The organism is Gordonia tangerina (assembly GCF_021556435.1).
In the GTDB taxonomy this organism is placed as follows: Bacteria; Actinomycetota; Actinomycetes; order Mycobacteriales; family Mycobacteriaceae; genus Gordonia; species Gordonia tangerina.
This window is the reverse complement of record NZ_JAKGCU010000031.1, coordinates 1-26,378: the sequence shown is the minus strand read 5'-3', so window position 1 is coordinate 26,378 and position 26,378 is coordinate 1. Positions and strand designations below refer to the sequence as shown.

Sequence of the window (26,378 nt, the reverse complement as noted above, 5' to 3'; positions counted from 1 at the left end):
CGGGGTCGGTAAACCGATCAGGCGAGTTCGAGGGCGGCGGCCAGTGGTCGACTCGGGTCCGATCCGCGGTGCAGACGCTCCGCCAACGCCCTCGCCACGCGGTGGGGATGGTCGGCGCCGAAGATGAGGCGGCCGAAACTGAGGCCGGCCACCCGGGACTCCGCGACCCGCATGCCGAAGTCGATGGCGTTGTCGTCGGTGGCGGTGGCCGGACCACCGGCGACCAGGATGGGCAGCGGGCAGGTGTCGACGACCTCGTCCATCTGCTGGGGTGCACCGGCATAGTCGAGTTTCACGATGTCCGCGCCCAGATCGGTGGCGATGGCACCGAGATGGGCGAGTGTCGACACCGACGTCGGCGCGGTGTCGGCGACGCCGCCGCGCGCATACATCATCGCCAGCAGAGGCACACCGAGGCGGTCGCATTCCGCTGCCACGACTCCGAGGTCGGTCAACTGTTGCGCTTCGGTGGGCGCCCCCACGTTCACGTGCACGCTCACCGCGTCGGCACCGAGAGCCAAGCACTCCTCGACGGACCCGACGAGCACCTTGCGGGTCTGGTCCACAGCGAGGTTGGTGCCGGCCGACAGGTGGACGATCAGACCCATGGCGCCGAATCGGGTCGGTGCGATGGTGCGTGCCCGGCCCTTGTGCACGATGAGGGCATCGGCGCCCGCAACTTCCAGGATCGCGGCGGTGTGATCGGCATGTCCGGCCGCGCCGAGCGGGCCGATGGTCACCGAATGATCGAGCGGCACCACCAGGGCGCGGCGATTGACGGCACCGAAGATCCGGGACAACCGGATCTGCTTGCCCGATGGCAGGTGCCTGCGGGCGTCGGGATTGTCGATCACACTGTTCTCCGATCGGTGAGCGTGCGGTTGTCGTCGGTCCGCGAGGCGCGGAGCGACGACACTCGTTCAGTAAGGTTAGCCTCGCCTATTGACATGCGGCAATCCGGGGGAAGGTTCATGCGCGCGACGTTGCGCGGGGGCGCCACGGTGTCGGGAAGGGCAGGCCGAGGTAGACCTCGCCGAGCGCGCGTTCCTCGTGGACCGAGCTCGTCCATCTCGTCAGCCGGGCATGGCGTAGGTGCCAGTCGAACCCATCGTCGCCGAGGCGATGCAGCGTGGTGGTCAGATTCCACGAGAACGCTTGTGCCTGCCAGACTCGCGGCAGCGCCGTCTCGCTGTACCGGTCCAGCGCGGTGTGGTCCCCGGTGGCGTAATAATGTCCGAGGCCGTGGGACAGGACGCAGGCGTCGGAGATCGCGAGGTTGAGGCCCTTGGCTCCGGTGGGCGGCACGATGTGGGCCGCGTCCCCGAGCAAGAACAGCGCACCCTGCTGCATCGGGTCGGTGACCACACTGCGCAGCGGCGCCAGGGATCGCTCGATGATCTCGCCGGTCTCGAGTTCGGGATGGTCGTCAGCTGCGCTGCGTCGACGCAGTTCCCGCCAGATCTGCTCGTCTGACCACGTGCCGAGGTCGGTGTGTGCCGGCACCTGCAGATACTGGCGGGTCAGGTGCGGGCCGCGCATGCTGTGCACCGACAACCCATCGGGGTGCGCGCAATACATGCCCTCGTCGGTGACCGGGGTGGTGCGTGCGAGGATGCCGAGCCAGGCGAACGGGTAGGTCCGGTTCGCAACGGTGGTCCGGTCGGGATCGAGAGCCTGTCGACAGATGCCGTGGAAGCCATCGCATCCCGCCACGAAGTCGGCGCGAATCCGGTGGGCCCGTCCGTCGACGACGAACTCGACGAACGGGGCGTCGGTGCCGATGTCATGCACGCTGACGTCGGTCGCCTCGAAGTGCAGCGGACGACCCGTGGCGTGGCGCGCATCGATCAGGTCGGCGACGAGTTCGCTCTGCCCGTAGACGAATGCGTGCCTGTCGAGGTGGCGGTGGAAGTCGAGATGATGTGTGGTGCGATCGAAACGGATATAGAAACCGTTGTGCACCAGAGCTTCACGTCGGAGTCGGCCGGCCAGGCCGATCTCATCGAGCAGGTCGACGGTGGTCTGTTCGATGACACCGGCCCGGATCCGGGCGCGCACATGTGCCTGCGACTGCCGCTCGATCACGACGGTGTCGATGCCCTGCAGGTGAAGCATCTGCGCCAGGGTGAGCCCGGCGGGGCCGGCGCCGATGATGGCGACCTGTGTTCTGATCTCGTGGGTCATACTTCTCGATCGGTAGTGCTGGTCAGCGCGCAACCGCGGCCGGGGTGGTGTCGGCTTCGACGACTTCGGCTTCAGCGACACCGGTTTCGGCGCCACCGGTTTCGGCGACGACGGTATCGGCGGCGACGTCATAGGGTTCGGCGGCGTCCGATTCACTGTGCGCGCCCCGCTGCCCGGCCCTTCGCGAGCGTCGCTCGCGATCGATCGTGCGCAGCACCCGCAGTCCGTCACTCACCGCGTTGAGGTTGCTGCGTCCGTGGATTCGTCGACTCTCGTGGCTACCGACCTCGGTGATCGTCAGGCCAGCACGGGCCATCCGCACATTGATGATCGTCTCCACCTCGAAGCCGTCTCCCCACTGCGCCTCGGTGGTGTCGGTCGAGGGCAGGTCGATGATGGGGAGATGCCGGCGCCAAAAAGCGTTGTATCCGTAGCAGAGGTCGGCGAACCCGGTGTGGAAGATCCGGTTCACCAGGCCGTTGAGTCCCTTGTTGCCGAGGCGGCGCAGTGCGGTGATGTCGTCGCTGTGGCCGCCCAGTGAGAAGCGACTGCCCTTGGCGAGATCCGCACCTTCGGTCAGGGCGCGCACAAAGGCCGGGATCTCGGCGGGGTCTGTCGAGCCGTCGGCGTCGATCATGACGATGATGTCGCCGGTGGCCGCGGCGAACCCGCAGGCCAGTGCGTTGCCTTTTCCGGTGCGCGTCTGTTGCACGATCACGGCGTCCGGCCAGAGCCGACGAGCCACCGCGACGGTGTCGTCGACCGATGCGCCGTCGACCACGACGATCTCGTCGACGTAGGGCATCCGTTCGGCCACGTATGGAAGGTTCAGGGCCTCGTTGCGCATGGGGATCACCACGGTTACTCGCGGAGTGGTCTTGCCCAGGTCTACTCGTTGGCCGGTCACAGCGCCCCTTCGTCATCGAGTCCGCGCATGTGGCGGAACCGCTTCGAGCGCCCGTCACCACGCAACTGTCGTTGCATGTGACCCTATTTGTTTAGGTAACCCTTGCCTAATTCTCAGCTTCTTTTGTGGTCTATGTCACTTGTGGTGGAGGGTGGTCGCCACATGGCCGGGGAGCGCCGCGAGGGCGGCTCTGACGGCCGTGGCGTCGCAATACTCAGGATAGAACGCGGCGGTCACGCACAGCGCGCCACCGACCGTCGACGACGTCACGGTTATGCCCGTCGGTGTCGCGGGATCGCTGACGGTGTAGTTGACCGCGCGCGCCGGATCGGTGAACCGGGTATGCGCGGTCTGTGGCAGGCGACCCACCGATGAATGGAGCAGCTGGGCGCGTGGCAACGACGAGTCCGGCGCCGGCGGGTGTCGACGGGCGAGTCGACTCGTCCATTCCCCCATCGTGCCGATCGTCATGGTCGCCACCGGCCGACCGGAGCGGCTTGCCACGTCCAGCATCTGCGTCAGTGTCCGGGCCGCGGTGTCCGCCGTGACTGGGAAGGTCAGGCCGGCCGAGAGCGGGGCGAGGGTATCGGTGCCGGCCGGGAGGTACGGGCGGAGGTCGAACGGGATGGTGACCGCGGGGTCGAGGTCGATGCCCGCGTCGAGTAGCGCCCGGACCAGGGCGCAGGTGAGCACTGCGAACATGCTCACCCCGGGCAGATCGCGGTCCCGCGCATCGCGCAGCAGGCGCATCTCGATGACGGGGATGCGCACGGTGGCGGCGCTCGGGGGTCTGCCGGCGCCGGCGGGAATAGGTGCGCCCGGTCCGGGCTCCGGTGGAGCCGCGCGTTGTGTGTCGGCGTCATCGGTGGGGAGTCGGTGCCGACGGGAGTGCCCGAGGCTCGCCAGCCGTCCGGGGTGGCGGCCGAAGGTGTGGATGGCGGCCGCGAGTAGCGGACGGGTGGTGCCTCGGTATCGGTCCCAGTGCGCATCGGACATCGTCAGCCCGCCGATCATCGCATCGACCACGGCCTGGGTGAACGCGACATCGCCGAGTCCGTGGTTGAAATCGACGGCGACCAGATCTCCCGCGCACACCACGCGCAGACCGGCGTCGGGCAGTGCCCGCACCGATTCGAGCAGGGCCAGCGGATCTCCTTCGGGCTCGATCCGACCCCTGTCGGCGATCGACTGCGTGCAGGCCGATTGGGCATCCGACTCCGTGGCAACCGATTCCGGGGAAATCCACGCGGGGGGAATCCACGCGGGGGGAATCCGCCCGGGGGAAATCCACTGGGGGGCGATCGACACCGCGGTGGCCGTCGGCGCGGGCTGCCAGTGGATGTGGTGCGCCGATGGACGTAAACCGAGTCGCAGCGCGGGGCCGGCGGCAGCCATCGCGTACAGGCGGTCGCGGGCCTCGTCGACCGTCGGCACGGGCATCGGGCCGAAAACCGAGGCGCAACGGCGCTGTGCGTGCAGCAGGTCGATCAGCGCCACTCGGGTGCCGCCGGACACCGGCGGGCGGCGGTCCTTGCGGTTCACCTCGTGTTCACCCGTTCTCTGTGTTTTGCGTAGCCGCTCGGGGCCGAGCGCTATTCTGGGACAGGATGTTTTGCGACTATCGCGGATCGGCTGTTTGTTCTGCCGGATGCGCACTCGGGCGCGTTGAGTGTTGGATCACATTCGGCGAAGGTATAGCGATGGTAATTCATCTTCCGTTAACCCTCGGGGCGCGGAGTGTCCACCAGCGAATCCTAATGTCTCCAGCGACCGGGTGATGCCGTGACTGCGGTGCACCATGTTCTGATGCTGGAGGAATCCTGTGAAATTGAGTCGTTCCGGTGTTGCGGTGGCCTCCTTGGCGGCCACCTCCGCGCTCATCCTGAGTGCGTGCAGTGACAACTCGGAGAGGGGGGACAGCAGCGCCGCACCCGCGTCGGCGGTGGCGGACATCCAGTGCGAGGGCAAACAGGATCTGCAGGCCAGTGGCTCGACCGCGCAGGCAAATGCGATGACCATCTTCTCCACGTCGTTCGCCCAGACCTGCCCCGGCTTCGAACTCGCCTACGGGGGTGGCGGTTCCGGCCAGGGCGTCTCTGACTTCACCCAGAACCTGACCGACTTCGGCGGCTCCGACTCGCCGCTGGAAGGCGACGACGCCGCCGCCGCCCAGCAGCGATGCAGCTCCGAGGCGTGGAACCTGCCGCTGGTCTTCGGCCCGATCGCGGTGGCCTACAACGTCGAGGGCGTCGATGACCTCGCGCTCTCCGGCCCGACGCTGTCGAAGATCTTCGGCGGCGAGATCACCAACTGGAACGACCCGGCCATCGCCGCCGAGAACGAGGGCGTCGAGTTGCCGGATCTGCCCATCAGCGTGATCTACCGCGCCGAGGAGTCGGGTACCACCGACAACTTCCAGAAGTACCTGACTGCCGCCGGCGGCTGGGACAAGGGTGACGGCAAGACCTTTAACGGCGGTGTCGGCGAGGGCAAGCAGGGTAACCCGGGCGTCGGCTCGGCGATCGGCCCGACCGCCGGATCGATCGGCTATGTCGAGTGGGCCTATGCACAGTCCAACAACCTGTCGATGGCCAAGATCATCACCGACCAGGACCCCGAGGGCGTCGCCCTGACCGCAGAGTCCGGTGGAAAGACCATCGATGGTGCCACGCTGGCCAATGGCGACGAGAGCCACAACATGGTGATCGACACCTCCTCGTTCTACAAGCCGACCGAGTCGGGTGCCTACCCGATCGTGTTGGCAACCTATGAGATGGTGTGCTCCGATTACGCGGACGACGCCACCGCACAGGGTGTCAAGACGTTCCTGAGCGTTGCCTCTGCACCGCAGAACCAGGGACAGGATCTGCAGAACGCGGGCTACATCCCGCTGCCGCAGGAGTTCCAGACCAAGCTGCAGGGTTCGATTGAGGCCATTCAGTAACTGCGGCTCGAACTCAACCGAGAGAAGAGCGATTCACCATCATGTCAGTGGATGACACCACCGGTGTCGGCCGAGGCCGGACGGGTAAGCACTCGTCCGGCTCGGTGCCGACCCAGACGCCCGATCAGGATCCGAACCTCACCCCCGGCGACGATCTAGAAGAACAGCTACACCCGGGTCTGCGTAGCAGTCGCGGTCAGGTGGGCGACCGGGTCTTCTCGTACCTGGCGCAGGGAACCGGTCTGCTGGTCATCATCCTGATCGCCGGGATCGGGATCTCGTTGTTGATCGATGCCATTCCGGCGCTTCTCGACAACAACGCGAATTTTCTCTTCTCCTCGGACTGGAACACGAGCGGAGCTGCCTTCGCCGATGGGACCGCATCCTTCGGTGTCTGGGAACTGTTCCGGGCCACGGTCTTGACCTCGTTCTTCGCGCTGTTCCTGGCGACCCCGATCGCCATCGGCATCGCCGTCTTCCTGGTCGAATACGCTCCGAGGCAGGTCTCGCGACCGCTCGGCGCGGTCATCGACCTGTTGGCGGCGGTGCCGTCGATCATCTTCGGTCTGTGGGGTATCTACGTCCTCGCGCCGGTGATCGCTCCGTTCGCCGTGTGGCTCAACGACACCTTCGGGTGGTTCTTCCTGTTCTCGAGCGGGAAGACGTCGATCACCGGCGGCGGCACGATCTTCACCGCCGGCATCGTGCTCGCGATCATGATGCTGCCCATCATCACCTCCATCACCCGCGAGGTGCTGCGGCAGACGCCCAGTGGACACAAAGAGGCCGCGCAGGCGCTCGGTGCCACCAAATGGGAAGTCATCCGCATGACCGCCTTCCCGTACAGCCGATCCGGGATGATCGCGGCGTCGATGCTGGCGCTCGGTCGCGCCCTCGGCGAGACGATCGCGCTGATGATCATCCTGAGTGCGGCCGTCGGCCGACTCAACTGGTCGCTGTTCGAAGGCGGTGACACCTTCGCCTCGAAGATCGCCCGCGACGTCGGCGAGTTCGTCGGCAGTGAGTCATCCGCCGGTGCCTACATCGCGGCCGGCCTCGTCCTCTTCGTCCTGACATTCGTCGTCAACGCGATCGCCCGTGTGATCGCCGGTGGAAAGGTGAACGGATGACCGTGACCGTCGATACGACACCCGGTGGGCCGGTCAAGTCCTCGGCCACCGCTTTCCGAGAGGTGTCGGCCAGTCGCAAGATGCGCAACGAGGTCGCCCGCGGCACGTTCGCGCTCTGCTTCGTGTTGGGCGTCATCCCACTGGTGTGGTTGCTGTGGACCGTGATCTCCAACGGTGCGCCCGCGCTTGCCGACCCGAACTGGTGGTTCGGCAATGCCTACGGCGTGGACACCACCACGCAGTACGGCGCCGGTATCTCTCAGGCGATCATCGGCACCCTGATCCAGGCATTGATCGCCACCGTGATCTCGGTGCCGATCGCGGTGATGACCGGCATCATGCTGGTCGAGTATCCGACCAGCCCTTTGGTCAAGCCGGTGAGCTTCATGGTCGACATCCTGGCCGGTGTCCCGTCGATCGTCGCCACCCTGTTCATCTTCACCGTCTTCGTGATCGGACTCGGGATGGGCCAGAGCGCGCTGATGGTGAGCCTGGCGCTGATCCTGCTGATGATCCCCATCGTGGTGCGGTCCACCGAAGAGATGCTGAAACTGGTCCCTGACGAACTGCGCGAGGCGTCGTACGCTCTCGGTATCTCCAAGTGGCGGACCATCATGAAGGTCGTGCTGCCCACTGCCCTGTCGGGCATGCTGTCCGGCGTCTTCCTCGCCATCGCCCGCATCATGGGGGAGACCGCCCCGGTGCTCATCCTGGCCGGCCCGGCGAGCTCGCAGGTGCAGACCAACCCGTTCGAGGGCGGGATGAATTCGTTGCCGCTGTTCATCAAGGACATGTGGGCCTCCGCGCAGCCGGCATCGGACTTCTATTACTGGGGTGCGGCGCTCACGCTGATCATCATCATCGCGGCGCTCAATCTCGTCGCCGCCATGACCGCCAAGTTCCTCGCCCCCAAGACCAAGTAAAACGGTCCTCGACCGCCGCCACACAGCAAAGGCATCATCATGGCCAAGCGCCTCGACATCAAAGATCTCAACGTCTATTACAGCAAGTTCCACGCCGTCAAGGACGTGACTCTCTCGGTGCCGCCCCGCAGCATCACGGCTTTCATCGGGCCGTCGGGGTGTGGCAAGTCCACCGTGTTGCGCACGCTCAATCGCATGCACGAGGAGATTCCGGGCGCCTACGCGGTGGGCAGCGTGCTGCTCGACGGTGAGGACATCTACGCCAAGGACATCAACCCGACCGCGGTGCGCACCACCATCGGCATGGTGTTCCAGCGGCCGAACCCGTTTCCCACCATGTCGATCCGTGACAACGTGGTGGCCGGGCTGAAGCTGCAGGGCGTCCGCAACAAGAGTCAGCTCAACGAGGTGTGCGAGCGCAGCCTGCGCGGCGCCAACCTGTGGGAAGAGGTCAAGGATCGCCTCGACAAGCCGGGCGGCGGCCTGTCGGGCGGACAGCAGCAGCGTCTGTGCATCGCCCGTGCGATCGCAGTGTCGCCGGACGTGTTGCTGATGGACGAGCCGTGCTCGGCGCTCGACCCGATCTCTACGCTCGCCATCGAGGATCTGATGGGTGAGCTGAAAAAGGACTACACGATCGTCATCGTCACCCACAACATGCAGCAGGCTGCCCGTGTGAGTGACCAGACCGCGTTCTTCAACCTCGAAGGCGTCGGCCAGCCCGGTCAGCTGATCGAGATCAACGACACCGAGACGATGTTCTCGGCGCCGACCAAGCGGGAAACCGAGGACTACATCTCCGGCCGCTTCGGCTGAAATCCGACAGCCACACGATCGACGACTCGCGCCGCGGACCGACAAGGTCTGCGGCGCGAGTCGTTTCGGTGGGGGGAGGGTTTAGTGTGTGACCGAGGGAGGGTCACATACTGACGACCAGGATGACCAACAACGCGATCAGCGACAGCGTGAATCCGCTGTAGGTGAGGATCTGTCGTCGGTGGGCAGCCGCAGCGTGCCCGTCGTCGTCGACGGCGTTGAAGTCGGGTTCCACACGATGGTGCCGATCCATGTCGGTCACCCTAGCGTGCACTCGGTCCGAGGGCGAAATCCCAAGTCAGACATGGTGAGCGCCGTCTCAAACAGATACGTCGAGGGATCTGGACCGCATCGGAGGTGGGGACGAGGTACCACAGACGACCGCACCGCCGGCCTCATCGAGCGAGATCGGCGGTGCGGTGGGGAAGCACAGGTCGGCGTGTCAGGACACCTCGAGGAACTGCTCGGGTGTCTGACCGGTCGCCTGGAAGACCACCCGGCGTCCGATGAGAACCGCGTGGTCGGCGAAGCGCTCGTAGTAGCGGCCGAGCAGGGTGACGTCGACGGCAGCGGCCACGCCGTGGCTCCACTCCCGGTCCATCAGGACCGTGAACAGGTGCCGGTGCAGGTCGTCCATCGCGTCGTCATCCTCCTGCAGGCGGATGGCATCTTGCGGATTCTGCGTGTTGAGCACCTCGCGGGCGGTGGTGGCCAGCTGCACGGCGAGGCGGCCCATCTCGGCGAAGTAGCCGTTGACCTCCTCGGGCAGTGCCTTGGCGGGGTGACGGCGACGCGCGACCTTGGCCACATGCAGCGCCAGCGCACCCATCCGGTCCACGTCGGCGACGATCTGGAAACCGCTGACGATCCCACGCAGATCACCGGCCACCGGCGCCTGCAGGGCGAGCAGCGCGAACGCCTGTTCCTCGGCGCGGGCCGACAGCTGATTCATTCTCTCGGTCTCGGAAAGGACCTCTTCGGCGATGGCCAGATCGGCCTGGAGCAGGGCCTGGGTGGCGCGGGCCATCGACGAGCCGGCGAGTTCGCACATCTCGCCGAGGATGGTGTTGAGCGCGTCGAGCTGCTCATGGTAGGCGGTACGCATGTAGTCCACAATACTTGGCACACCGGTGGGCTTGTGGACCCTGCGGATGAACGAGCCGTGAACGCCCGGTGCATACTGCGCGTTTGGCGTGTTCGCGCAGGTCAGCTGCAGGTAGTGTCGCCTGCGTTGGTCACCGCGAGGTCGTTGGGCAGGTTGGACGTGTTGGAGGCCGGCGGCAGCTGCGACACCGAGATCGTGCTCCCGACGGCGGCCGGAGAGCCCATCGAACCGTCGTAGTCCGAACCCAGGATCACCTCGACACCCGACTTCACCGTGCGGTCGAGTTGGATCGACGATCCCGGGAACATCGTGGCCAGGGTGGCGGCAGAGTCCTCTTCACCGCCGCCGTACCGGATGACGGTGTCCTCGCGGTTCTCCGAGGCATCGGCCACCCCGCGGACGTCGAAGCCGATCGACACCAGTTGATCGGAGGTGTCGCCGGCGGCGCCGGTACGCCCACTGCCGTTGAGTACACGGACTCCCACGTTGCCGGGGTTCTGTGCGGTCGCCGACACCTGCGTCGGCGCCGACTCGGAGGTGGTACTGCGTGACGTCGCCGACGTCGACGAACTGCTCGACGACGATGCCGCCTGCTGCTTGGCCTGTTCGCCGGGCAGGGGGGCGTCGTCGATGATCGCGTTGAAGATGGCGTTGATGTCGTCGGTGCGCGGGATCTCGTTGTTCAGCCCGTCGGTCGTGGTGCCCGACGTCGGGATGGTCAGGAAGGTCACGCGCCCGGCCTCGATACCTTGCATCGATTCGGCCAGGTTCAGCAGCGACTGGGTGTCGACCCCGTCGACGAAGCTGTATTCGATGAATGTGTTGACGATGCTGTTGAGCTTGTTGGGACTCGACAGGACATTGCCGGACAGGGTCGCCCGCAGCAGTGACGACATGAACAGTTGCTGGCGTTTGATGCGTCCGTAGTCGCCGTTGCCCTCCGACGCGATGTTGCGGGCTCGCACGTAGTTGAGCGCGCGCCTGCCGGTCAGCTTCTGGGTACCCGGCTTGCGCAGCACCTGACCGAGTTCGTAGTCGTAGAGCGGGGTGGGGGAGCACACCTCGACGCCGCCGACCGCGCGCACGACCTTCTCGAAGCCGAAGAAGTCCATGGCGATGAACCGGTTGATGTTGAGACCACTCATCTGCGTGATCACGCTGACCAGGCACTTCGGGCCGCCGTCGGCATAGACCCCGTTGAGCTTGACGCCGTACGCGGGGGGTAGTTCTTCACCGTAGGTGCCGGTGGCGTTGTCCCACTGCTGGCAGGCGGGCCGGTCCACCTGCAGGTCACGCGGGAAGGACACGGCGACGACGCGACTGCGGTTGGCCGGGATGTTGACCAGGATGATGGTGTCGGAGCGGGCGCCCGCCGCGTCATCGGTGGTTCCTGCGCCCACCTTCGCGTTCTGGCCGGCCCGGGTGTCGGTGCCGACGATGAGGTAGTTCTCGTCGCCGTACTGGGCATCCTTGTTGCGGATGTTGGCGTCTTCGGGGTTGACCGCGTTGATGGTCTTCCAGTTGCCGTTCCACGACTGCAGATAACCCCAGACAAAACCGGTGCCCACCAGTGCCATCACGCAGGCGACCGCGACGAGGATGCGTCCGGTGACGGTGACGTTGTGACCGAGGTTGCGACGGCCCGCGCGGGCGCCGGGATGGCGCCGAGGTCGCGACCTCGGCGGGATGGTGTCGGATAGATCCGGAGTGGGCTGCAACGGCCGCACGCGACTGCCCTGACCGCGTGACTCGGCGGTGACCCGCTCGCGGGTGGCGTCGTCGGAGAGATCGACGTCGGTGTCGGGGACAGTCGCCGGCGGCCGGATCGTCGGGATCTGCGTGGTGACGTCGTTCTCGTGGGGGAATCGTTCGAGGTCCTCGAACCGGTGCACCTCGGTCGGTGCCTCGTCGGCCGGCGGTTGTGGGCGAGCTCCGCTGGGCTCGGCCGGGCCGACCTCACCGCCCGCGTTCATCTGCTCCATGAGCTCGCGCACCGTCAGGCGGGTGCGGCCGCGCACATAGCGGTCGGTGGCGCGTGGCTCATGGAGGGCCCCGTGCGCCGGGGCATCGTTGGTGGGGGCCTGACCGAACATCTCGGAGAAGTCGTTGGCGGCTCCGGAGCGGCCCGCGCGCCGGCCCCGGCGGGGCGTACTGCCCTCGTCGGCCGGTTCGTCCGGTCCCGATCCCCTACGACTCAACTCTGATTCCCCTCGACCCCGACGCAGTGGCGCACCGGGTTGTCGGCTCTCGCGCACCAGCTCTGGCGCACCATGACATGGCTCCGCGCACGCGGAACCTCCGCGTCATAGTACTGATTGCACCTGAGAAGATCTCTCAGCCACCATGCGGACAAGCGCAATGGGCAGGTCATCCACCCGAGTGCATCACCTCGGCGCCTTCGGGCACGACGTCCTCGTACGGGTCGTCTAGCCATCCCTCCGGCAACGCCACCTTGGCCGGGGAGCCCTGCCGACCGCGGGGTCCGTGACCGTCGTCGGGAAACGGTGCGTCGTCGGGCAGCGTCGCGACCAGTTCGCGCAGCTCCTCGAGGGTGCCGACGAGAGCGAGTCGGTTACGCAGGTCCGAGCCGGCCGGAAAGCCGCGCAGGTACCAGGCGACGTGTTTGCGGATCTCGCGCATGCCCTTGTTCTCGCCGTGGTGGGCAGCGAGCAGTTCACCGTGGCGCACGATGATCTTCGACACCTCGCCGAGATTTGGCGCAGCAGGCGCCTCGAGCCCGTTCAGTTCGGCGGCGAGTTCGGCGAAGAGCCACGGGCGGCCGAGGCAACCGCGGCCGATCACGACCCCGTCGCACCCGGTGTGACGCATCATCGCGATCGCGTCGGCGGGCTCGAAGATGTCGCCGTTGCCCAGGACCGGCACCTCGGTGACGTGGTCTTTGAGGCGGGCGATCTCGTCCCAGTCGGCGGTGCCCGAATAGCGTTGAGAAGCGGTGCGCGCGTGCAGGGCCACGGCCTGTGCGCCTTCGCCGGCGGCGATGCGGCCCGCGTCGAGGTGCGTGTGGTGTTCGTCGTCGATGCCGATCCGGAACTTCACGGTCACCGGGATCGAGGTGCCTTCGGTGGCCTTCACCGCGGCTGCGACGATTCGCTGGAAAAGCTTGCGCTTGTAAGGAATTGCTGATCCGCCGCCCTTGCGGGTCACCTTGGGGACCGGGCAACCGAAGTTCATGTCGATGTGGTCGGCGAGGTTCTCGTCGACGATCATCTTGGCCGCGGCGTAGGTGTTCTCGGGGTCGACGGTGTAGAGCTGCATCGATCGCGGATTCTCGTCCGGACCGAAGGTCGTCATGTGCATGGTGACCGGATGTCGCTCAACGAGTGCGCGGGCGGTGACCATCTCACACACATACAGACCCGACACCGTGCCGGTGCGGGCCAGTTCGAGTTCGCGGCACAGGGTGCGGAAGGCGACGTTGGTGACCCCGGCCATCGGGGCCAGCACGACGGGGCTGGCCAGTTCGATGGAACTGATCCGCAGAGCTGCGGTTCCGGCTTCTGGAGACGCCGAACCGGCGCCTTCGATGTCCGAAGGCGCCGGGCGGTTGATGGTCGTGGTCAGGATGCCTGCTGCTCCCGTTCCCGCTTCTTGGCCTCGCGGGCGAGTGAGCGGTCGCGCATCTCCTCGAAGCGGATGGTGTCCTTTTCGAGCTGTTCGAGGAAGTTGCCGAGCTCCTCGCGGGTCTTCTCGCCTTCCGCGGAGAAGTCTTCGCGTTCGAAGACTTTCCACTTCCGCAGAACGGGCATGATGACCTCTTCGAGGTGCTGGCGCAGGTCGTAGATGCCGTGCTTGGCCATCAGCACGCCGTTGCGGCGGAAGTTCGGCATCCCCGCGCCGGGCATCTGGAAGTTCGTCACGATATCGGTGACCGCGCGCAGCGTCTGGTCGGGCGAGATGTCCATGCCGGCGCCGCAGATGTTGCGGTAGAAGATCATGTGCAGGTTCTCATCGGCGGCGATGCGCTGCAGCATCTTGTCGGCGATGGGGTCCGCGCAGGCCTTGCCCGTGTTGCGGTGGCTGACACGAGTGGCGAGCTCCTGGAAGGTGACGTAGGCAACCGAATGCAGCAGGCCGACCTCCTCGCCCTTTTCCTTCATCTCCTCGGCACGGTCGGCTGCGGCCAGCAACGGATCGTAGCCGTTGGTCATGTGGATCATCCGGGCCTCTTCGAGGGCGACCGGGTCGACGCCGCGGGTCACCACGAGGTAGTCGCGCATGACGATGCCGTGCCGGTTCTCCTCGGCGGTCCAGCGGCCTACCCAGTGGCCCCAGGCCGAGTCCATCGAGAAGTTCTCGGCGATCACTCGGTGGTAGGAGGGGAGGTTGTCCTCGGTGAGCAGGTTGGTGACCATCGCGGCCTTGGCGACTTCGTCGAGCTGAGACTGCTCGGGGTCGTAGTCGACGCCGCCGAGAGCGGCGAAGTTGCGGCCCTCGTCCCACGGGACGTAGTCGTGCGGGTTCCAGTCCTTGGCGATCTTCAGGTGCCGGTTGACGTTGTCCTCGGCGACCGGCGACAGCTCCTTGAGCAGTTCAAGCTGAGTCAGCTCGCGTGGCATACTTTCCTCCGAACGGTGTTGTCCGCATGTCGTGTCTGGTGGTCTCGACGCCCGACTGACACGGTGATCAGTCGTCCAGGGTACGTCACCGGGCCGGTCGACCCAAGTCCATACCTACGCAATCGTAACCGCGGCCCCGCTTCGTTACGTGCGGCTCGCGTGTCCTCGGTCACCTGCCTCGACCTCGTGCTCGTTGCCTGTCGATGGTGCCCGATACCGGCCGATCATCGGTACCGCTCGCAGTGAATTCACAGCAAAACAGGCGGATTCACCACCGGCCGGGGGATCACATCCAACATCGCCGGGCATGCGCCGAATGCCCGGCGCGTGATCGTCGGGTGCTACCGGCGCCGGGCGAACATCGCACCGACGGTCTCCCGCCACCGGAGGGCCTCGGCGTCAAGGGTGCCGAGTTGCTCGGCCTTCTCACACCAACGCGCCGCGGCCTGTCCGAACTCCAAGGGGTTGTACACATCTTCTTCGCACGACCACAGACCGTCCCCGGCGTAGGTGAGGATCGTCAGGTTGGTGGCCGTGATGTGGGTGCCGTCGCCGGGGTCGCGCATGGGGTTGTCGACCTCGCAGATCACCCGCCCCGTCGGTGCGTCCACCACGTGCCACAGGGCTGGAAAGCCGGTCATGTGGCTGCCGGGGAACGTGGTCATGGTCTTCCAGATCCAGGTGCGGATCTCCTCGCGCCCGGCCATGGTGCCCAGCGCGTGCTCGATGTAGCGGGCGTCGGTGGTGAACATCTCGGCGAAACGATCCCAGTCACGGGTCACCGCGATCTCGGCGACCGTCTTCTGGAAGACGCGAAAGGCGTCGTCGAGCTCGGCGTGGCTGTATGTGCTCATCGGGAGGCGACCCTACCCTGAACGTGTTCTCATTCGGGTGGCTTCGCCGCAGCCGGTCACCTGAGCTGAACCGGCCCGTCGCGGCGCGGGCCTCAGGCATGATGAGGACGGTTCGCAAACGGCGGGCATCACCCGGGGTGGCTCGGCAGTGAGATCGGTGGGAGCAGATGGTGATCGTATGCAACGGTTGAGCGGACTCGACGCGTCATTCCTGTACTTGGAGACCCGATCTCAGCTGATGCAGGTGATCGGGTTGATGGAGATCGACCCGACGACCGTGCCCGGTGGTTACAGCTTCGAGAAGATGCGCGACGAACTCGAACGCCGCATCGCGGCCATGCCGGCTTTTCGACGCAAACTGGACAATTCGATGCTCAACATCGATCACCCGGTGTGGATCGAGGACGAACGGTTCGACATCGAGCGACACGTGCATCGCGTGGCGGTGCCCGCACCCGGTGGCGAACTCGAGGTCGCCGAACTGTGCGGACATCTTGCCGGGCAGACCCTCGACCGTGGAAAGCCGTTGTGGGAGTTGTGGATCATCGAAGGGATGGCCGACGGCCGGATCGCCGCGATGCTACGGATGCACCACGCCGGCACCGACGGGGTGACCAGCGCCGAGATGCTCGCCCAACTGTGCACGCTCACACCCGAATCCCCGGATCTCGACACCGCGAAGATGCAGGAGACGGCCGGCCCGTCGTCGCGGACCTCGATGGCCGTCGGTGGGGCGGTCAATTTCTTCGTGCAGCGACCGATCGCGATGGCGAAGTTGGTGCCCGGTACTGTCGGCGTCCCGATCGGATGGTTTCGCCGCAGCCGCTCCAAGTCGGCCATGCCTGCGCCGTTCCAGGCGCCGCGGACCCGCTTCAACGGGCCGATCACCCCGCATCGGTCGATCGCGCTCACCCAGCTGTCCCTTGACGACGTGAAGAGGGTCAAGAACCGGTTCGGCGTCACGATTAACGACGTCGTGCTCGCCATCACCGGCGGAGCGTTGCGTAGCTACCTGCTCGAACACGACGAGCTACCCGAACAGCCGCTGATCGCGATGGTGCCGGTGTCGGTACACGGGTCTGATGAGAGCTCACTGGTCACCACCGGCACCAACAAGGTGACCGGCATGTTCACGCGGTTGCCGTCGGATCTCGGCGACCCGGTCGCGCGGGTGGAGCGCGCCGCCGACCTCACCCGGACCTCCAAGGAGCATCACGCAGAGATCGACGCGAACATGTTGCGCGGCTGGGCCCAGTTCGCGCCGGGAACCACGATGTCGACGCTGATGAAGTTCTATGGCGATCGCCACCTCGCGACAAGTCATCCGCCGATCTTCAACGTGCTGGTATCCAATGTCCCCGGCCCCGATTTCCCGCTCTACTTCCTCGGTGCGCGGGTGACGTCGGTGTATCCGCTCGGGCCGATCTTTCACGGCCTCGGGCTCAACATCACCGTGTTCTCCGCCGACGGTCACATCAACGTCGGCGTGGTCGCCTGCACCGACCAGACACCCGACGTCTGGTCGATCGCGCACGCCTTCGACGAGGAACTCAAGCAGCTGCTCGAGGCCTGCGACTGACTCCGGTCACGGCGGGCGGTCGGTCAGAAGCTGTCGAGCCACGCGCGGGCACCCGAGTCGCTGGGGGCCCGCCAATCCCCGCGCGGGGACAGTGAACCACCGGAACCGACCTTCGGTCCGTTGGGCATCGCGCTGCGCTTGAATTGACTGTTCATGAACCGCGTCAAGAACACCCGGAGCCAACTGTCGATGGTGGCCGCATCGTATTCGTTGCGCCGATCAGCGGTCAGCAACTCCGACCACGCGCCGCGGTCCCGGTCGCCCCACGCCTGGCCCGCCAGGTAGGCGATTTTCTCGGGACGGTAACCGAACCGGGTGAGGTGATACAGGAAGAAGTCGTGCAGCTCGTAGGGGCCGACGGTGTCCTCGGTGCTCTGGATGCGACCGTCGTCGTCGGCCGGCACCAGCTCCGGTGAGATGACGTCGTCGAGGATCTCGGCCAGAACGTCGGCCGTCTCGTCGGAATAGGCGCCGGTGGCGATCATCCACCGGATCAGGTGTTGGATCAGCGTTTTGGGCACCGACGAGTTCACGTTGTAGTGCGACATCTGGTCGCCCACCCCGTAGGTGCACCAACCCAGTGCCAGCTCGGAGAGATCTCCGGTGCCCAACACGAACGCGCCGTGGTGGTTGGCCAGCCGGAACAGATGCGAGGTCCGCTCGCCGGCCTGTACGTTTTCGAAGGTGACGTCGTAGAGTTGCTCGCCACGCGCGTACGGATGGCCCAGGTCGGCGAGCATCTGCTCGCAGGACGGACGGATGTCGATCTCGGTGCCGCTCACACCGAGGCTGTCCATCAGGATGTGTGCCCGCCGCAGCGTTGCCGATCCGGTCGCGAAACCGGGCATCGTATAGGCGAGGATGTTCTCGCGCGGCAGCCCGAGTCGGTCAAAGGTGTCCACCGCGACCAGCAGCGCCAGAGTGGAGTCGAGACCGCCGGACACGCCGATGACGATCTTGTCCATGCCGGTGGCGCGCAGCCGCGCGGCGAGTCCTTGGACCTGGATGTTGCCGACCTCGCGGCAGCGCGCGTCGCGGTCGGCGGAATCCGCGGGCACGAACGGGAATCGAGGGACCGCGCGGCGCAGGCTGTCGTCTGCCGAGGCGGTCTCACCCAGGGCGAATCGGATCCGGCGCAACGGCTTGAGGTCGTCGGCGAAATCGCCGACCTGGTCGCGCAGACTGATCATCCGCATCCGTTCCTGACGCAGCCGGTCCAGGTCGATGTCGGCGGTGATGGTCTGTGCCTCCATCGCGAACAGCTCGGAGCGTGCCAGCAGGGTCCCGTTCTCGGTGATCAAGGCGTCGCCGTCCCAGGCCAGGTCGGTGGTCGATTCCCCGAACCCGGCCGCCACATAGATGTGGGCGGCGACGCACCGAGCGGAGTGACTGGTGCACAGGGCCTTTCGATAGCTCTCTTTGCCCACGGTGACCGGGCTGCCGGAGAGGTTGGCCAGCACTGTCGCACCGCCCAGCGCTGCCCAGGTGCTCGGCGGAATGGGCACCCAACCGTCCTCGCAGATCTCCACGTGAACTCCGAAACCCTCGAGGTCGGTCGCCTCGAAGATCAGATCCGCCCCGAACGGCACGTCGCGGCCGAGCACGGTCACGGTGGTGACCGGTGCGTCGCGGGCGGCCGCGAAGAAGCGCTGTTCGTAGAACTCCCGGTAATTGGGCAGATACGACTTCGGCACCACGCCCAGCACCTCGCCGTCGTGGATCACTGCGGCGCAGTTGTAGAGGCCGTCGCCGACCTGCAGCGGCAACCCCACTGCCACCACCGGCCGCAGCCCCGTCGTCGCCTCGACGATCGTCGCCAGACCTGCCAGACAGGCGTCGATGATCGCGTCCTGGTGAAACAAGTCGTCGATGCTGTAACCGCACAATCCCAACTCCGGGAACACCACGAGAGCCGTGCCATCGTCGGCGGATGCGCGCACCTGTTCGATGATGCGTTTGGCATTGGTGGCCGGGTCGGCGAGGGCGACGAGTGGGACCGCTCCGGTCACCCGGGCGAATCCGTGGTCATAGACAGACACACTGCGAGCCTATCCGAGGGCCGCCCGGTCCCACGTCGGTCCTCGCGTCGGCGGTGCCACCATGACCGAGTCCGCTACAGCCCCAGGTCCTTGGCGATGATCGTCTTCATCACCTCGTTGGTGCCGCCGTAGATTCGCGACACTCGGGTGTCGGCGTAGAGGCGGGCGATCGGGTATTCCAGGATGTAGCCGTACCCGCCGTGCAGTTGCAGACATTTGTCGATGACCCGGCCGGCGGTCTCGGTGGCGAACAATTTCACTCGTGCCGCGTCGGGCACCGAGAGATCCCCGGCGTTGTGCAGTTCCATGGCCCGGTCGACGAACTGCCGGATCGCCTCGACCTCGGCGGAGCATTCGGCAAGCACGAACTTGGTGTTCTGGAACGACGACACCGGTTTGCCGAAAACATCGCGCTCGGTGGTGTATGCCAGCGCGTGCTGTACTGCGGCCGCGGCGGTGGCCGATGCGCCGACCGCGATGGTCAGCCGTTCCTGCGCGAGATTGTGTGTGAGATACGAGAATCCCGCGCCCTCGTCGCCGAGGCGATCTTCGACGGGAACGCGAACCGAACTGAACGCCAGCTCCGCGGTGTCGGATGCCTTCAGCCCGATCTTCTCCAACTTGCGGCCGACGGAGAACCCTTCGGAGGTGGTGTCGACAACCAGGATTGAGAGCCCGGACCGGCGGTTGTCCGCGTCGAACGGCGAAGTGCGACAGACGGCCAGGACGCGGTCGGCGAGTGCACCACCGGTGATGAATGTCTTCGCGCCGTCGAGCACGTAGTGGCTGCCGTCCTCGGACAGCGTGGCGGTGGTGGAGATGTTGGCGAGGTCCGAGCCGGTTCCCGGCTCGGTCATCGCGATGGCGAACATGATGTCGCCGGAGCAGAATCCGGGCAGCCAGCGGTGCTTCTGCTCGTCGGTTCCGTACTCCATCAGGTAGGGCAGGATGAGATTCGAATGCACCGAATAGCTGCCGAAGGTCACGCCGGCCGCCGATGTCTCCTCGGCGATCACCATCGAGTAGGTGAAGTCCTTGATGCCGCCGCCGCCGAACTCCTCAGGCGCTTCGATGCCGAGCACGCCGAGTTCGCCGAGCCGATTGTAGAAGTTGCGCGGCGGGTGGCCCTGCTTCTCCCAGTCGTGGTAGTGCGGCACGACCTCTTTGGCGATGAAGTCGCGAAGGGTTTTGCGGAATGTCTCGTGATCGTCGTTGAACACGGTGCGCTGCATGGTTTTCCCCTCAGTTCTCGCGGTAGTCGCGCAGTAGTCCCTTGCTGATGATCTGTTTCTGGATCTCGCTGGTGCCCTCACCGATGAGTAGAAACGGCGCCTCCCGCATGAGCCGTTCGACCTCGAAGTCTTTGGAGTAGCCGTAGCCACCGTGGATGCGAAAGCTTGCCTGGGTGACCTCCGCGCAGTACTCGCTGCACAGGTATTTGGCCATTCCGGCCGACACGTCGTTGCGGTCGCCGGAATCCTTGAGTCGGGCGGCGTTGACCATCATCAGGTGTGCGGCCTCCACCTTGGTGGCCATTTCGGCGAGGCTGAACGCAATCGCCTGGTGCTGTGCGATCGGCTTACCGAAGGTTGATCGTTGCTGGGCGTAGCGAACGGCGAGCTCGAAGGCGCGCTGGGCCACTCCACAGGCGCGTGCAGATACGTTGACCCGGCCCACCTCGACCCCGTCCATCATGTGGGCGAACCCGCGGCCCGGGAAGCCGCCGAGAATGTCGTCGGCCGAGGCGCGGTAACCGTCGAAGATGAGCTCGGTGGTGTCGATTCCCTTGTAGCCCATCTTGTCGATCTTGGTCGGGATGGTCACCCCGGGGAGCACTTCGCCGAACCCGGCGGGTTTCTCCACCAGGAAGGTGGTGAGATTCTTGTGCGCCTTGTCCTGGCCCTCCTCGGTCCGCACCAGCGCGGCCACCAGCGTCGAACTCGCGCCGTTGGTCAGCCACATCTTCTGGCCACTGATCGAGTAGTCACCGTCGGCGGTGCGCTTGGCGGTGGTCTTGATCGCGGCCACATCCGAACCGAGTTCCGGTTCGGACATCGAGAACGCGCCGCGCACTTCGCCGGTCGCCATCCGTGGCAGGAATCTGCGCTTCTGTTCCTCGGTTCCGTGCTGACGCAGCATGTAGGCAACGATGAAATGGGTGTTGATCACCCCGGACACGCTCATCCACCCGCGCGCCAGTTCTTCGACGCACAACGCGTACGTGAGCAGCGACTCGCCGAGCCCGCCGTATTCCTCAGGGATCATCAGGCCGAACAGGCCCATGTCGCGCATCCCGTCGACGATCTCGTGTGGATATGAATCGTTGTGCTCGAGTTGCTGGGCGTTCGGGATGATCTGCTTGTCGACGAACTGTCGGACGTTCGCCAGAATCTCGGTCTGGATGTCGGTGAGACCCAGGGTCTGTGCGAGGCGGGCCATCGTGATCTCTTCTCTTTTGGGTGCGGTTCGGCCGGGGAGAGACAGTCGTGGCGTGATGCCGGCGGTGGCCGGCATCACTGAACCCTCTCAGCATGCCCTGCAGACCTCGGTAGCGGAACGAGGTCATCGACTAACGATCTGTTAGCGGGAGCCAATGACGGGTGGTCGCGGGACATGGTGACCGCACCCATAGGTATTCGCAGTCTGTCGATTCGTCGAACCGGCATTGCCCGCGATTGCGCGGGAGGGGTTCAATGATCGCAGATGTGATCCACGACACGATGATGTTCGAGCCTCGCTCACGTCACCTGTGCTGATTACTTCGCTCGACACCCCCATCCATTTTCCGTCGCAGGAGGACGACATGCCCACCATCAAGGCCAGATCGGACGCGGCCACCGGAGGTGCGCCCGTGACCGACGCAGTCCCCGCCGATGGCGCGCTTCGGCGCCGGGCATGGGGACTGACCTCCCTGCTCGTCGCTCTGTATGTCGTCAACTATGCCGACAAGGCAGTCCTCGGGATCATCGCGCAGTCACTCGCCGACGAGTTGGGTTTCAATTCATCGCAGATCGGTCTGGTCGGCAGCCTCTTCTTCCTCACCTTCACGATCGGCGGGTTCTTTGCCGGCGCTTTGAACCGATGGCTGTCGCTGCGGTGGGCGTTGGTCATCCTGGCCGTGTGCTGGGCGGCGGCCATGCTGCCGATGGTGGCGGTCGCTGCGTTCTCGGTGCTCATCGTGAGTCGGTTGTTCCTAGGATTCGCCGAGGGGCCGAGTTCGGCGCTGCTGCACACGGCCGCTTACTCGTGGCATCCACCGGCCCGCCGAGCACTTCCCGGCGCGCTGTTGGCCGGGGCGGCATCGATCGCCAAGATCGCCATCGCCCCGATCCTGGCGGTCATCACCGTCAACCTCGGCTGGCGGGCAGCCCTGATCACGCTTTCGGTCGCGGGTCTGTTGTGGTGCGTGGTCTGGCTGGCCACCTGGAAGGACGGACCCTATATCGCGGGCGGCAAGCAGCCCAAGGGCTCGGGCGACAGCACCTCGGTTACGTCGGTATCCGGAGCAGACGAACCTGCTGTGCCGTGGGTGCGGATCTTCACCACCCGGACCTTCATCAGCGCCGCACTTCTGGTGATGAGCGTGTACGCGCTGGTCACGGTGGTGCTGACCTGGTTGCCCTCCTATTTCGAGAAGGGCTTGGGTTACAGCCGATTGGAAGCCGGGTCGATGTTCGCGCTGCCCTCGATCGTCGGACTCGCGATGATGCTCGTGACGTCCGTGGTCGGTGACCGGCTGATCTCTCGCGGTGCGACATCACGCAAGTTGCGGGTGATCGTCCCCTCGACGGGCGTGCTCGTCGCCGGCGTGCTGTTGGTGACCCTCCCAGGGATCAGTACCCCGGCCCTCGCGGTGTTGGTGGTCTCGCTCGGCTACGGCTGCGCCACCTCGGTGTTCCCGCTGTTCAACGCAGCCATCTCGGAAATCTGCCCGCCGCGCCAGACCGCCGGGACGCTGGGTGTTTTCCTCGCGATCATGGCCATCGGCGGTCTGGTCGCCCCGTACGCCACGGGCGTCATCGTCGACAACGCCTCGACCCCGGCGGCCGGCTACGCGACCTCGTTCCAGATCATCGGCATCGTTGCCTCCGTATGCGCGGTCCTCGCCCTGGTGTTCGCGAATCCGGAGCGGGACAAGGTGCTGGTGCGCCGGGACCTGCCGGTCGGCGCGCACGCGACATAGGCGAGGGCTATCGCACCGTGAGTGTGAAACATCTTGTGCTCGTATGCCGCACGAGGTTCATTCGATGGGAGGGCGCGTCTCGCCACCGCAGCCGAGCCGCACATCAGTACAAGCCGCATTTCAGTTCAAGGAGATCCCATGCGTGATGCAGTGATCGTCGATGCCGTCCGCACGCCGATCGGACGTCGACGCGGCGCCCTGTCCGGCATCCATCCCGCCGACCTGTCGGCACATGTGCTCGAGTCGTTGGTCGAGCGGACCGGGCTCGATCCGGCCGTGATCGACGATGTCGTCTGGGGGTGTGTCAGTCAGACCTCCGAGCAGGCAGGCAACGTCGCGCGTACTGCGATTCTGGCCGCCGGTTGGCCGGAATCGGTGCCGGGCACCACGGTGACCAGGGCCTGCGGATCCAGCCAACAAGCGCTCAGTATGGCTGCGGCCGCGGTGATCTCCGGTCAACAGGACGTCGTGGTGGCCGGCGGTGTGGAGTCGATGAGCCGAGTGCCGATGGGGAGCGCCGCGCCCAACGGGGAGAGTCAGCCGCCCACCGTCCTCGACCGGTACGGCGTCGATCGCTTCAGTCAGGGCATCGGGGCGGAGATGATGGCCCAGAAATGGTCGCTGAGCCGGACCGCCCTCGACGAGTTCTCCCTTCGCTCACACGAACTCGCCGCCCAAGCCGCTGATGCGGGCGCCTTCGACGGGCAACTGGCGCCGATCACCGGCGTCCTCGAAGGGGATGAGGGCATTCGGCGTGGCGGCACGCTCGAGTCGATGTCGGCGCTCAAGCCCGCTTTCCGAGAGGACGGGGTTATTCACGCCGGCAATGCTTCTCAGATCTCCGATGGTGCGGCGGCGTTGCTCGTCATGTGTTCGCAGACTGCGGCTGAGCACGGGTTCACGCCGATTGCCCGGGTACACACGGCGGTGGTAGCCGGTGACGACCCCGTCATCATGCTCACCGGCCCGATCGCAGCAACTGCGAAAGCTCTCGAGCGGTCCGGTCTGACCATCGGCGACATCGGCGCGTTCGAGATCAACGAGGCGTTCGCGCCGGTGCCGCTGGCCTGGCAGATCGAGACCGGTGCTGACGCGGATCGGGTGAATCCGCTCGGCGGCGCCATCGCGGTGGGCCATCCGCTCGGTGGCTCCGGCGCGATTCTCATGACGCGACTCGTACATCACATGCGCAACAACGGCATCCGGTACGGCTTGCAGTCGATGTGCGAAGCCGGCGGGATGGCCAACGCCACCATCGTCGAGCGTCTCTGACGCCGGCCCGGCGAGGACATGCATTCGGGGCGCACCGAGACAGGAGATCGATGAGCACGGAGCTGAACTACCCGGACATCACGATGGCGGCGCTGCCACCGAGTACGGCGCGGATGTACGGTTCGCGGGCCGCTGTGGTCGACGAGGACCGCATAGTCACCTACGACGAACTCGATGTGGCGACGGCACGTGTGTCCGCGGCGCTGCGTGCCGCGGGTGTCGGGGACGGCGACGTGGTGCTGTTGCATCTGGGCAACAGCATCGAGTTCCTCGTCTGCTACTACGGTTCGTTGCGCGCCGGTGCGGCTGTCACGCCGGTCAATCCGTTGCAGCCGATGCCAGGCTTGCGAGCACAACTGGCCGAGACCGGAGCGTCGATTGCGTTCACGGGCAGTGCGCAGCTCGATCGTCTCCTCGAAGCCGACAGCGATCACGGTGTGACCGCTGTCGTGCTGGCCGATCGACCCGGTGTCGATGTCGAAACCGTTCCGGACGGTGTGATCACCTTGGCGGAGTTCACTGCCGGCCATACCGATCCGGCGATCACCGACGTGGTCGGATCGGATCTGGCGCATCTCGCCTTCACCGGCGGCACGACGGGCGTGTCGAAGGGGGTCCGGGTGCTGCACCGCAATGTCGTGGCGAATGTGACGCAGATGGTCGGGTGGCGGGCCGGTCATGCGGTGGTCGCCGACGCGACCGGACTGGTGCGGCTCGAGAGCCGCGACGGCGCCGATGAGCGCGGCGTGGTTCCAGGGTCGGCGGCGACCGTTGTGGTGTCACCGCTGTTCCACGCACATGCCCTGATCAACATGTCCTTTCTGCTGCTCTGCGGCGCCACCCAGGTGCTGGCCGGCCGATTCGATCCGGCGGGCATGCTCGAACTGATCGAGCGGCATCGGGCCACGTATGTCACGGGAAGCCCGGCGATGTGGCACGCACTCGCCTCACACCCCGATGTCGCTCATCGTGACCTGACGTCGGTGCGCGTCGTGTCCTCTGGTGCCGCCCCCATCGATCAGGTGACGTTGGAGACGCTGACATCGGCGTTCCCTGCGGGCGCGGTCGTCGAGGGTTACGGACTCACCGAGGCGACCTGCCTGGTGTCGTCGGCTCCGCTGACCGGCGACGGCGAGTATCGGCTCGGCAGTGTCGGACTACCTACATTTGACACCGAGATCCAGATTCGGTCCGCCGACGACCGTGCGGCCGTTCTGGAACCCGGGCAGCGTGGCGAGCTCTGGGTCCGCGGACCGCAGGTCACCGACGGCTATCACAACCATCCCGAGATCACCGCCGCTCAGTACGTCGACGGATGGCTCGACACCGGCGACATCGCTTATCGCGACTACGACGGCTACCTCTACATCTGCGATCGGGCAAAGGACATGCTGATCTACAAGGGCTACAACGTGTATCCGCGTGAGCTCGAGGAGATTCTCGTCACCCACCCGGACGTCGCCGCGGCGGCCGTCGTCGGTCGCGAGGCGGGCAGTGTGGGCCAGGAACCCGTGGCCTTCATCGTCGCAGCAGCCGGTCACCAGGTCGACACCCATCGCCTGCAGGCCTACGTTGCCGAACAAGTGTTGCCGTACAAAAAGATCCGGGACGTCCTCGTGGTGGATTCGCTACCGACGTCAGCCGCCGGCAAGGTCCAAAAGGTTGCGCTCCGGGAGCGTCTGGTCACCGCATGACGGTTGCGACGGTCGCAGGGGGACGAGTGTCGGTGGGTGCCGACCCGCCTGCTGATCGAGCGTGCTGACCGACCGGCCGCGATGGTGTCGCGTCCGTCGCTGACGTTCGGGTCGGTCGGTCAGCAGGCTTGTTCACACTGTTGAGTTGTCAAGGTACAGATGCGGTCCCGT

The 26,378-nt window shown here is 65.8% G+C and carries 21 protein-coding genes; 8 read left to right on the top strand and 13 right to left on the bottom strand.

Translation table 11 applies throughout. The features are described from left to right. Positions 1 to 17: 17 nt before the first annotated feature. The 4 genes from L1892_RS22060 to L1892_RS22045 form a co-directional block, all read right to left on the bottom strand. A complete protein-coding gene (locus L1892_RS22060) occupies positions 18 to 854 on the bottom strand; it encodes a 2-amino-3,7-dideoxy-D-threo-hept-6-ulosonate synthase (RefSeq protein ID WP_235725922.1) in 837 nt (278 codons plus the stop codon). A 115-nt stretch (positions 855 to 969) separates the two neighbouring features. Beyond that, a complete protein-coding gene (locus L1892_RS22055) occupies positions 970 to 2,184 on the bottom strand; it encodes a 4-hydroxybenzoate 3-monooxygenase (protein ID WP_235725921.1) in 1,215 nt (404 codons plus the stop codon). 22 nt (positions 2,185 to 2,206) lie between these two features. Next, positions 2,207 to 3,031 (bottom strand): glycosyltransferase family 2 protein, encoded by an 825-nt coding sequence (locus L1892_RS22050; protein WP_235725945.1) that lies wholly within the window; start codon positions 3,029 to 3,031, stop codon positions 2,207 to 2,209. Positions 3,032 to 3,226: 195 nt separating this feature from the next. Further along, a complete protein-coding gene (locus L1892_RS22045) occupies positions 3,227 to 4,633 on the bottom strand; it encodes a hypothetical protein (RefSeq protein ID WP_235725920.1) in 1,407 nt (468 codons plus the stop codon). 280 nt (positions 4,634 to 4,913) lie between these two features. Here L1892_RS22045 and pstS point away from each other — a divergent pair, with 280 nt between their 5' ends. The 4 genes from pstS to pstB are packed head-to-tail and all read left to right on the top strand — an operon-like array spanning position 4,914 to position 8,904. Further along, positions 4,914 to 6,035 carry a phosphate ABC transporter substrate-binding protein PstS gene (pstS, locus tag L1892_RS22040; RefSeq protein ID WP_235725919.1) on the top strand — a complete coding sequence of 374 codons (1,122 nt, stop codon included), beginning with the start codon at positions 4,914 to 4,916 and terminating at the stop codon, positions 6,033 to 6,035. Between the two features lie 41 nt (positions 6,036 to 6,076). Further along, positions 6,077 to 7,165: a phosphate ABC transporter permease subunit PstC gene (gene pstC, locus L1892_RS22035; protein ID WP_235725918.1), complete on the top strand. Its 1,089-nt coding sequence runs from the start codon at positions 6,077 to 6,079 to the stop codon at positions 7,163 to 7,165. After that, positions 7,162 to 8,088 carry a phosphate ABC transporter permease PstA gene (gene pstA / locus L1892_RS22030; protein WP_235725917.1) on the top strand — a complete coding sequence of 309 codons (927 nt, stop codon included), beginning with the start codon at positions 7,162 to 7,164 and terminating at the stop codon, positions 8,086 to 8,088. Before pstC ends, pstA begins: the two co-directional genes overlap by 4 nt. Positions 8,089 to 8,127: 39 nt before the next feature. Beyond that, positions 8,128 to 8,904, top strand: a complete 777-nt coding sequence (pstB, locus tag L1892_RS22025; protein WP_235725916.1) for a phosphate ABC transporter ATP-binding protein PstB — start codon at positions 8,128 to 8,130, stop codon at positions 8,902 to 8,904. A gap of 103 nt (positions 8,905 to 9,007) precedes the next feature. On the opposite strand, the gene L1892_RS22020 is transcribed toward pstB, so the two are convergent. The 6 genes from L1892_RS22020 to L1892_RS21995 all read right to left on the bottom strand — a co-directional run bounded on the left by L1892_RS22020 (position 9,008) and on the right by L1892_RS21995 (position 15,440). Further along, positions 9,008 to 9,157, bottom strand: a complete 150-nt coding sequence (locus tag L1892_RS22020) for a hypothetical protein (RefSeq protein WP_235725915.1) — start codon at positions 9,155 to 9,157, stop codon at positions 9,008 to 9,010. Positions 9,158 to 9,346: 189 nt separating this feature from the next. Next, positions 9,347 to 10,009, bottom strand: coding sequence for a phosphate signaling complex protein PhoU (gene phoU / locus L1892_RS22015; RefSeq protein WP_235725914.1), 663 nt, complete (start codon positions 10,007 to 10,009; stop codon positions 9,347 to 9,349). Between the two features lie 101 nt (positions 10,010 to 10,110). After that, positions 10,111 to 12,207, bottom strand: a complete 2,097-nt coding sequence (locus tag L1892_RS22010) for an LCP family protein (RefSeq protein WP_235725913.1) — start codon at positions 12,205 to 12,207, stop codon at positions 10,111 to 10,113. A gap of 169 nt (positions 12,208 to 12,376) precedes the next feature. Further along, complete coding sequence (gene dusB, locus L1892_RS22005) at positions 12,377 to 13,555, bottom strand: tRNA dihydrouridine synthase DusB (protein WP_308191730.1); 1,179 nt, start codon at positions 13,553 to 13,555, stop codon at positions 12,377 to 12,379. Between the two features lie 32 nt (positions 13,556 to 13,587). Then, positions 13,588 to 14,586, bottom strand: a complete 999-nt coding sequence (locus L1892_RS22000; RefSeq protein ID WP_235725911.1) for an acyl-ACP desaturase — start codon at positions 14,584 to 14,586, stop codon at positions 13,588 to 13,590. Positions 14,587 to 14,927: 341 nt separating this feature from the next. Further along, positions 14,928 to 15,440 (bottom strand): nuclear transport factor 2 family protein, encoded by a 513-nt coding sequence (locus L1892_RS21995; RefSeq protein ID WP_235725910.1) that lies wholly within the window; start codon positions 15,438 to 15,440, stop codon positions 14,928 to 14,930. Positions 15,441 to 15,618: 178 nt separating this feature from the next. Between L1892_RS21995 and L1892_RS21990 the strand changes: the two genes are divergently transcribed. Beyond that, positions 15,619 to 17,019 carry a WS/DGAT/MGAT family O-acyltransferase gene (locus tag L1892_RS21990; protein WP_235725909.1) on the top strand — a complete coding sequence of 467 codons (1,401 nt, stop codon included), beginning with the start codon at positions 15,619 to 15,621 and terminating at the stop codon, positions 17,017 to 17,019. 23 nt (positions 17,020 to 17,042) lie between these two features. On the opposite strand, the gene L1892_RS21985 is transcribed toward L1892_RS21990, so the two are convergent. The 3 genes from L1892_RS21985 to L1892_RS21975 form a co-directional block, all read right to left on the bottom strand. Beyond that, on the bottom strand, positions 17,043 to 19,058 hold the full coding sequence (locus L1892_RS21985) for an NAD(+) synthase (RefSeq protein ID WP_235725908.1): 2,016 nt from the start codon (positions 19,056 to 19,058) through the stop codon (positions 17,043 to 17,045). A 74-nt stretch (positions 19,059 to 19,132) separates the two neighbouring features. Further along, on the bottom strand, positions 19,133 to 20,290 hold the full coding sequence (locus tag L1892_RS21980) for an acyl-CoA dehydrogenase family protein (RefSeq protein WP_235725907.1): 1,158 nt from the start codon (positions 20,288 to 20,290) through the stop codon (positions 19,133 to 19,135). A gap of 10 nt (positions 20,291 to 20,300) precedes the next feature. Beyond that, entirely contained in the window at positions 20,301 to 21,497 is a 1,197-nt protein-coding gene (locus tag L1892_RS21975) for an acyl-CoA dehydrogenase family protein (protein WP_235725944.1), read from the bottom strand. Between the two features lie 364 nt (positions 21,498 to 21,861). On the opposite strand from L1892_RS21975, the gene L1892_RS21970 reads away from it, so the two are divergent. The 3 genes from L1892_RS21970 to L1892_RS21960 all read left to right on the top strand — a co-directional run bounded on the left by L1892_RS21970 (position 21,862) and on the right by L1892_RS21960 (position 26,207). Continuing rightward, positions 21,862 to 23,241 carry an MFS transporter gene (locus L1892_RS21970; protein WP_372475396.1) on the top strand — a complete coding sequence of 460 codons (1,380 nt, stop codon included), beginning with the start codon at positions 21,862 to 21,864 and terminating at the stop codon, positions 23,239 to 23,241. Between the two features lie 138 nt (positions 23,242 to 23,379). Then, positions 23,380 to 24,513: a thiolase family protein gene (locus L1892_RS21965; RefSeq protein ID WP_235725905.1), complete on the top strand. Its 1,134-nt coding sequence runs from the start codon at positions 23,380 to 23,382 to the stop codon at positions 24,511 to 24,513. A gap of 50 nt (positions 24,514 to 24,563) precedes the next feature. Further along, positions 24,564 to 26,207 carry a class I adenylate-forming enzyme family protein gene (locus tag L1892_RS21960; protein WP_235725904.1) on the top strand — a complete coding sequence of 548 codons (1,644 nt, stop codon included), beginning with the start codon at positions 24,564 to 24,566 and terminating at the stop codon, positions 26,205 to 26,207. The last annotated feature ends 171 nt before the right edge of the window (positions 26,208 to 26,378 follow it).

Bases quoted from the DNA above. Each gene is read 5' to 3' on its own strand.
- L1892_RS22055 (WP_235725921.1), bottom strand. From the start codon at position 2,184: ATGACCCACGAGATCAGAACACAGGTCGCCATCATCGGCGCCGGCCCC.
- L1892_RS22050 (WP_235725945.1), bottom strand. From the start codon at position 3,031: ATGCGCAACGAGGCCCTGAACCTTCCATACGTGGCCGAACGGATGCCC.
- pstC (WP_235725918.1), top strand. From the start codon at position 6,077: ATGTCAGTGGATGACACCACCGGTGTCGGCCGAGGCCGGACGGGTAAG.
- pstA (WP_235725917.1), top strand. From the start codon at position 7,162: ATGACCGTGACCGTCGATACGACACCCGGTGGGCCGGTCAAGTCCTCG.
- pstB (WP_235725916.1), top strand. From the start codon at position 8,128: ATGGCCAAGCGCCTCGACATCAAAGATCTCAACGTCTATTACAGCAAG.
- L1892_RS22020 (WP_235725915.1), bottom strand. From the start codon at position 9,157: ATGGATCGGCACCATCGTGTGGAACCCGACTTCAACGCCGTCGACGAC.
- phoU (WP_235725914.1), bottom strand. From the start codon at position 10,009: ATGCGTACCGCCTACCATGAGCAGCTCGACGCGCTCAACACCATCCTC.
- L1892_RS22000 (WP_235725911.1), bottom strand. From the start codon at position 14,586: ATGCCACGCGAGCTGACTCAGCTTGAACTGCTCAAGGAGCTGTCGCCG.
- L1892_RS21995 (WP_235725910.1), bottom strand. From the start codon at position 15,440: ATGAGCACATACAGCCACGCCGAGCTCGACGACGCCTTTCGCGTCTTC.
- L1892_RS21990 (WP_235725909.1), top strand. From the start codon at position 15,619: ATGCAACGGTTGAGCGGACTCGACGCGTCATTCCTGTACTTGGAGACC.
- L1892_RS21980 (WP_235725907.1), bottom strand. From the start codon at position 20,290: ATGCAGCGCACCGTGTTCAACGACGATCACGAGACATTCCGCAAAACC.
- L1892_RS21975 (WP_235725944.1), bottom strand. From the start codon at position 21,497: ATGGCCCGCCTCGCACAGACCCTGGGTCTCACCGACATCCAGACCGAG.
- L1892_RS21970 (WP_372475396.1), top strand. From the start codon at position 21,862: ATGCCCACCATCAAGGCCAGATCGGACGCGGCCACCGGAGGTGCGCCC.
- L1892_RS21965 (WP_235725905.1), top strand. From the start codon at position 23,380: ATGCGTGATGCAGTGATCGTCGATGCCGTCCGCACGCCGATCGGACGT.
- L1892_RS21960 (WP_235725904.1), top strand. From the start codon at position 24,564: ATGAGCACGGAGCTGAACTACCCGGACATCACGATGGCGGCGCTGCCA.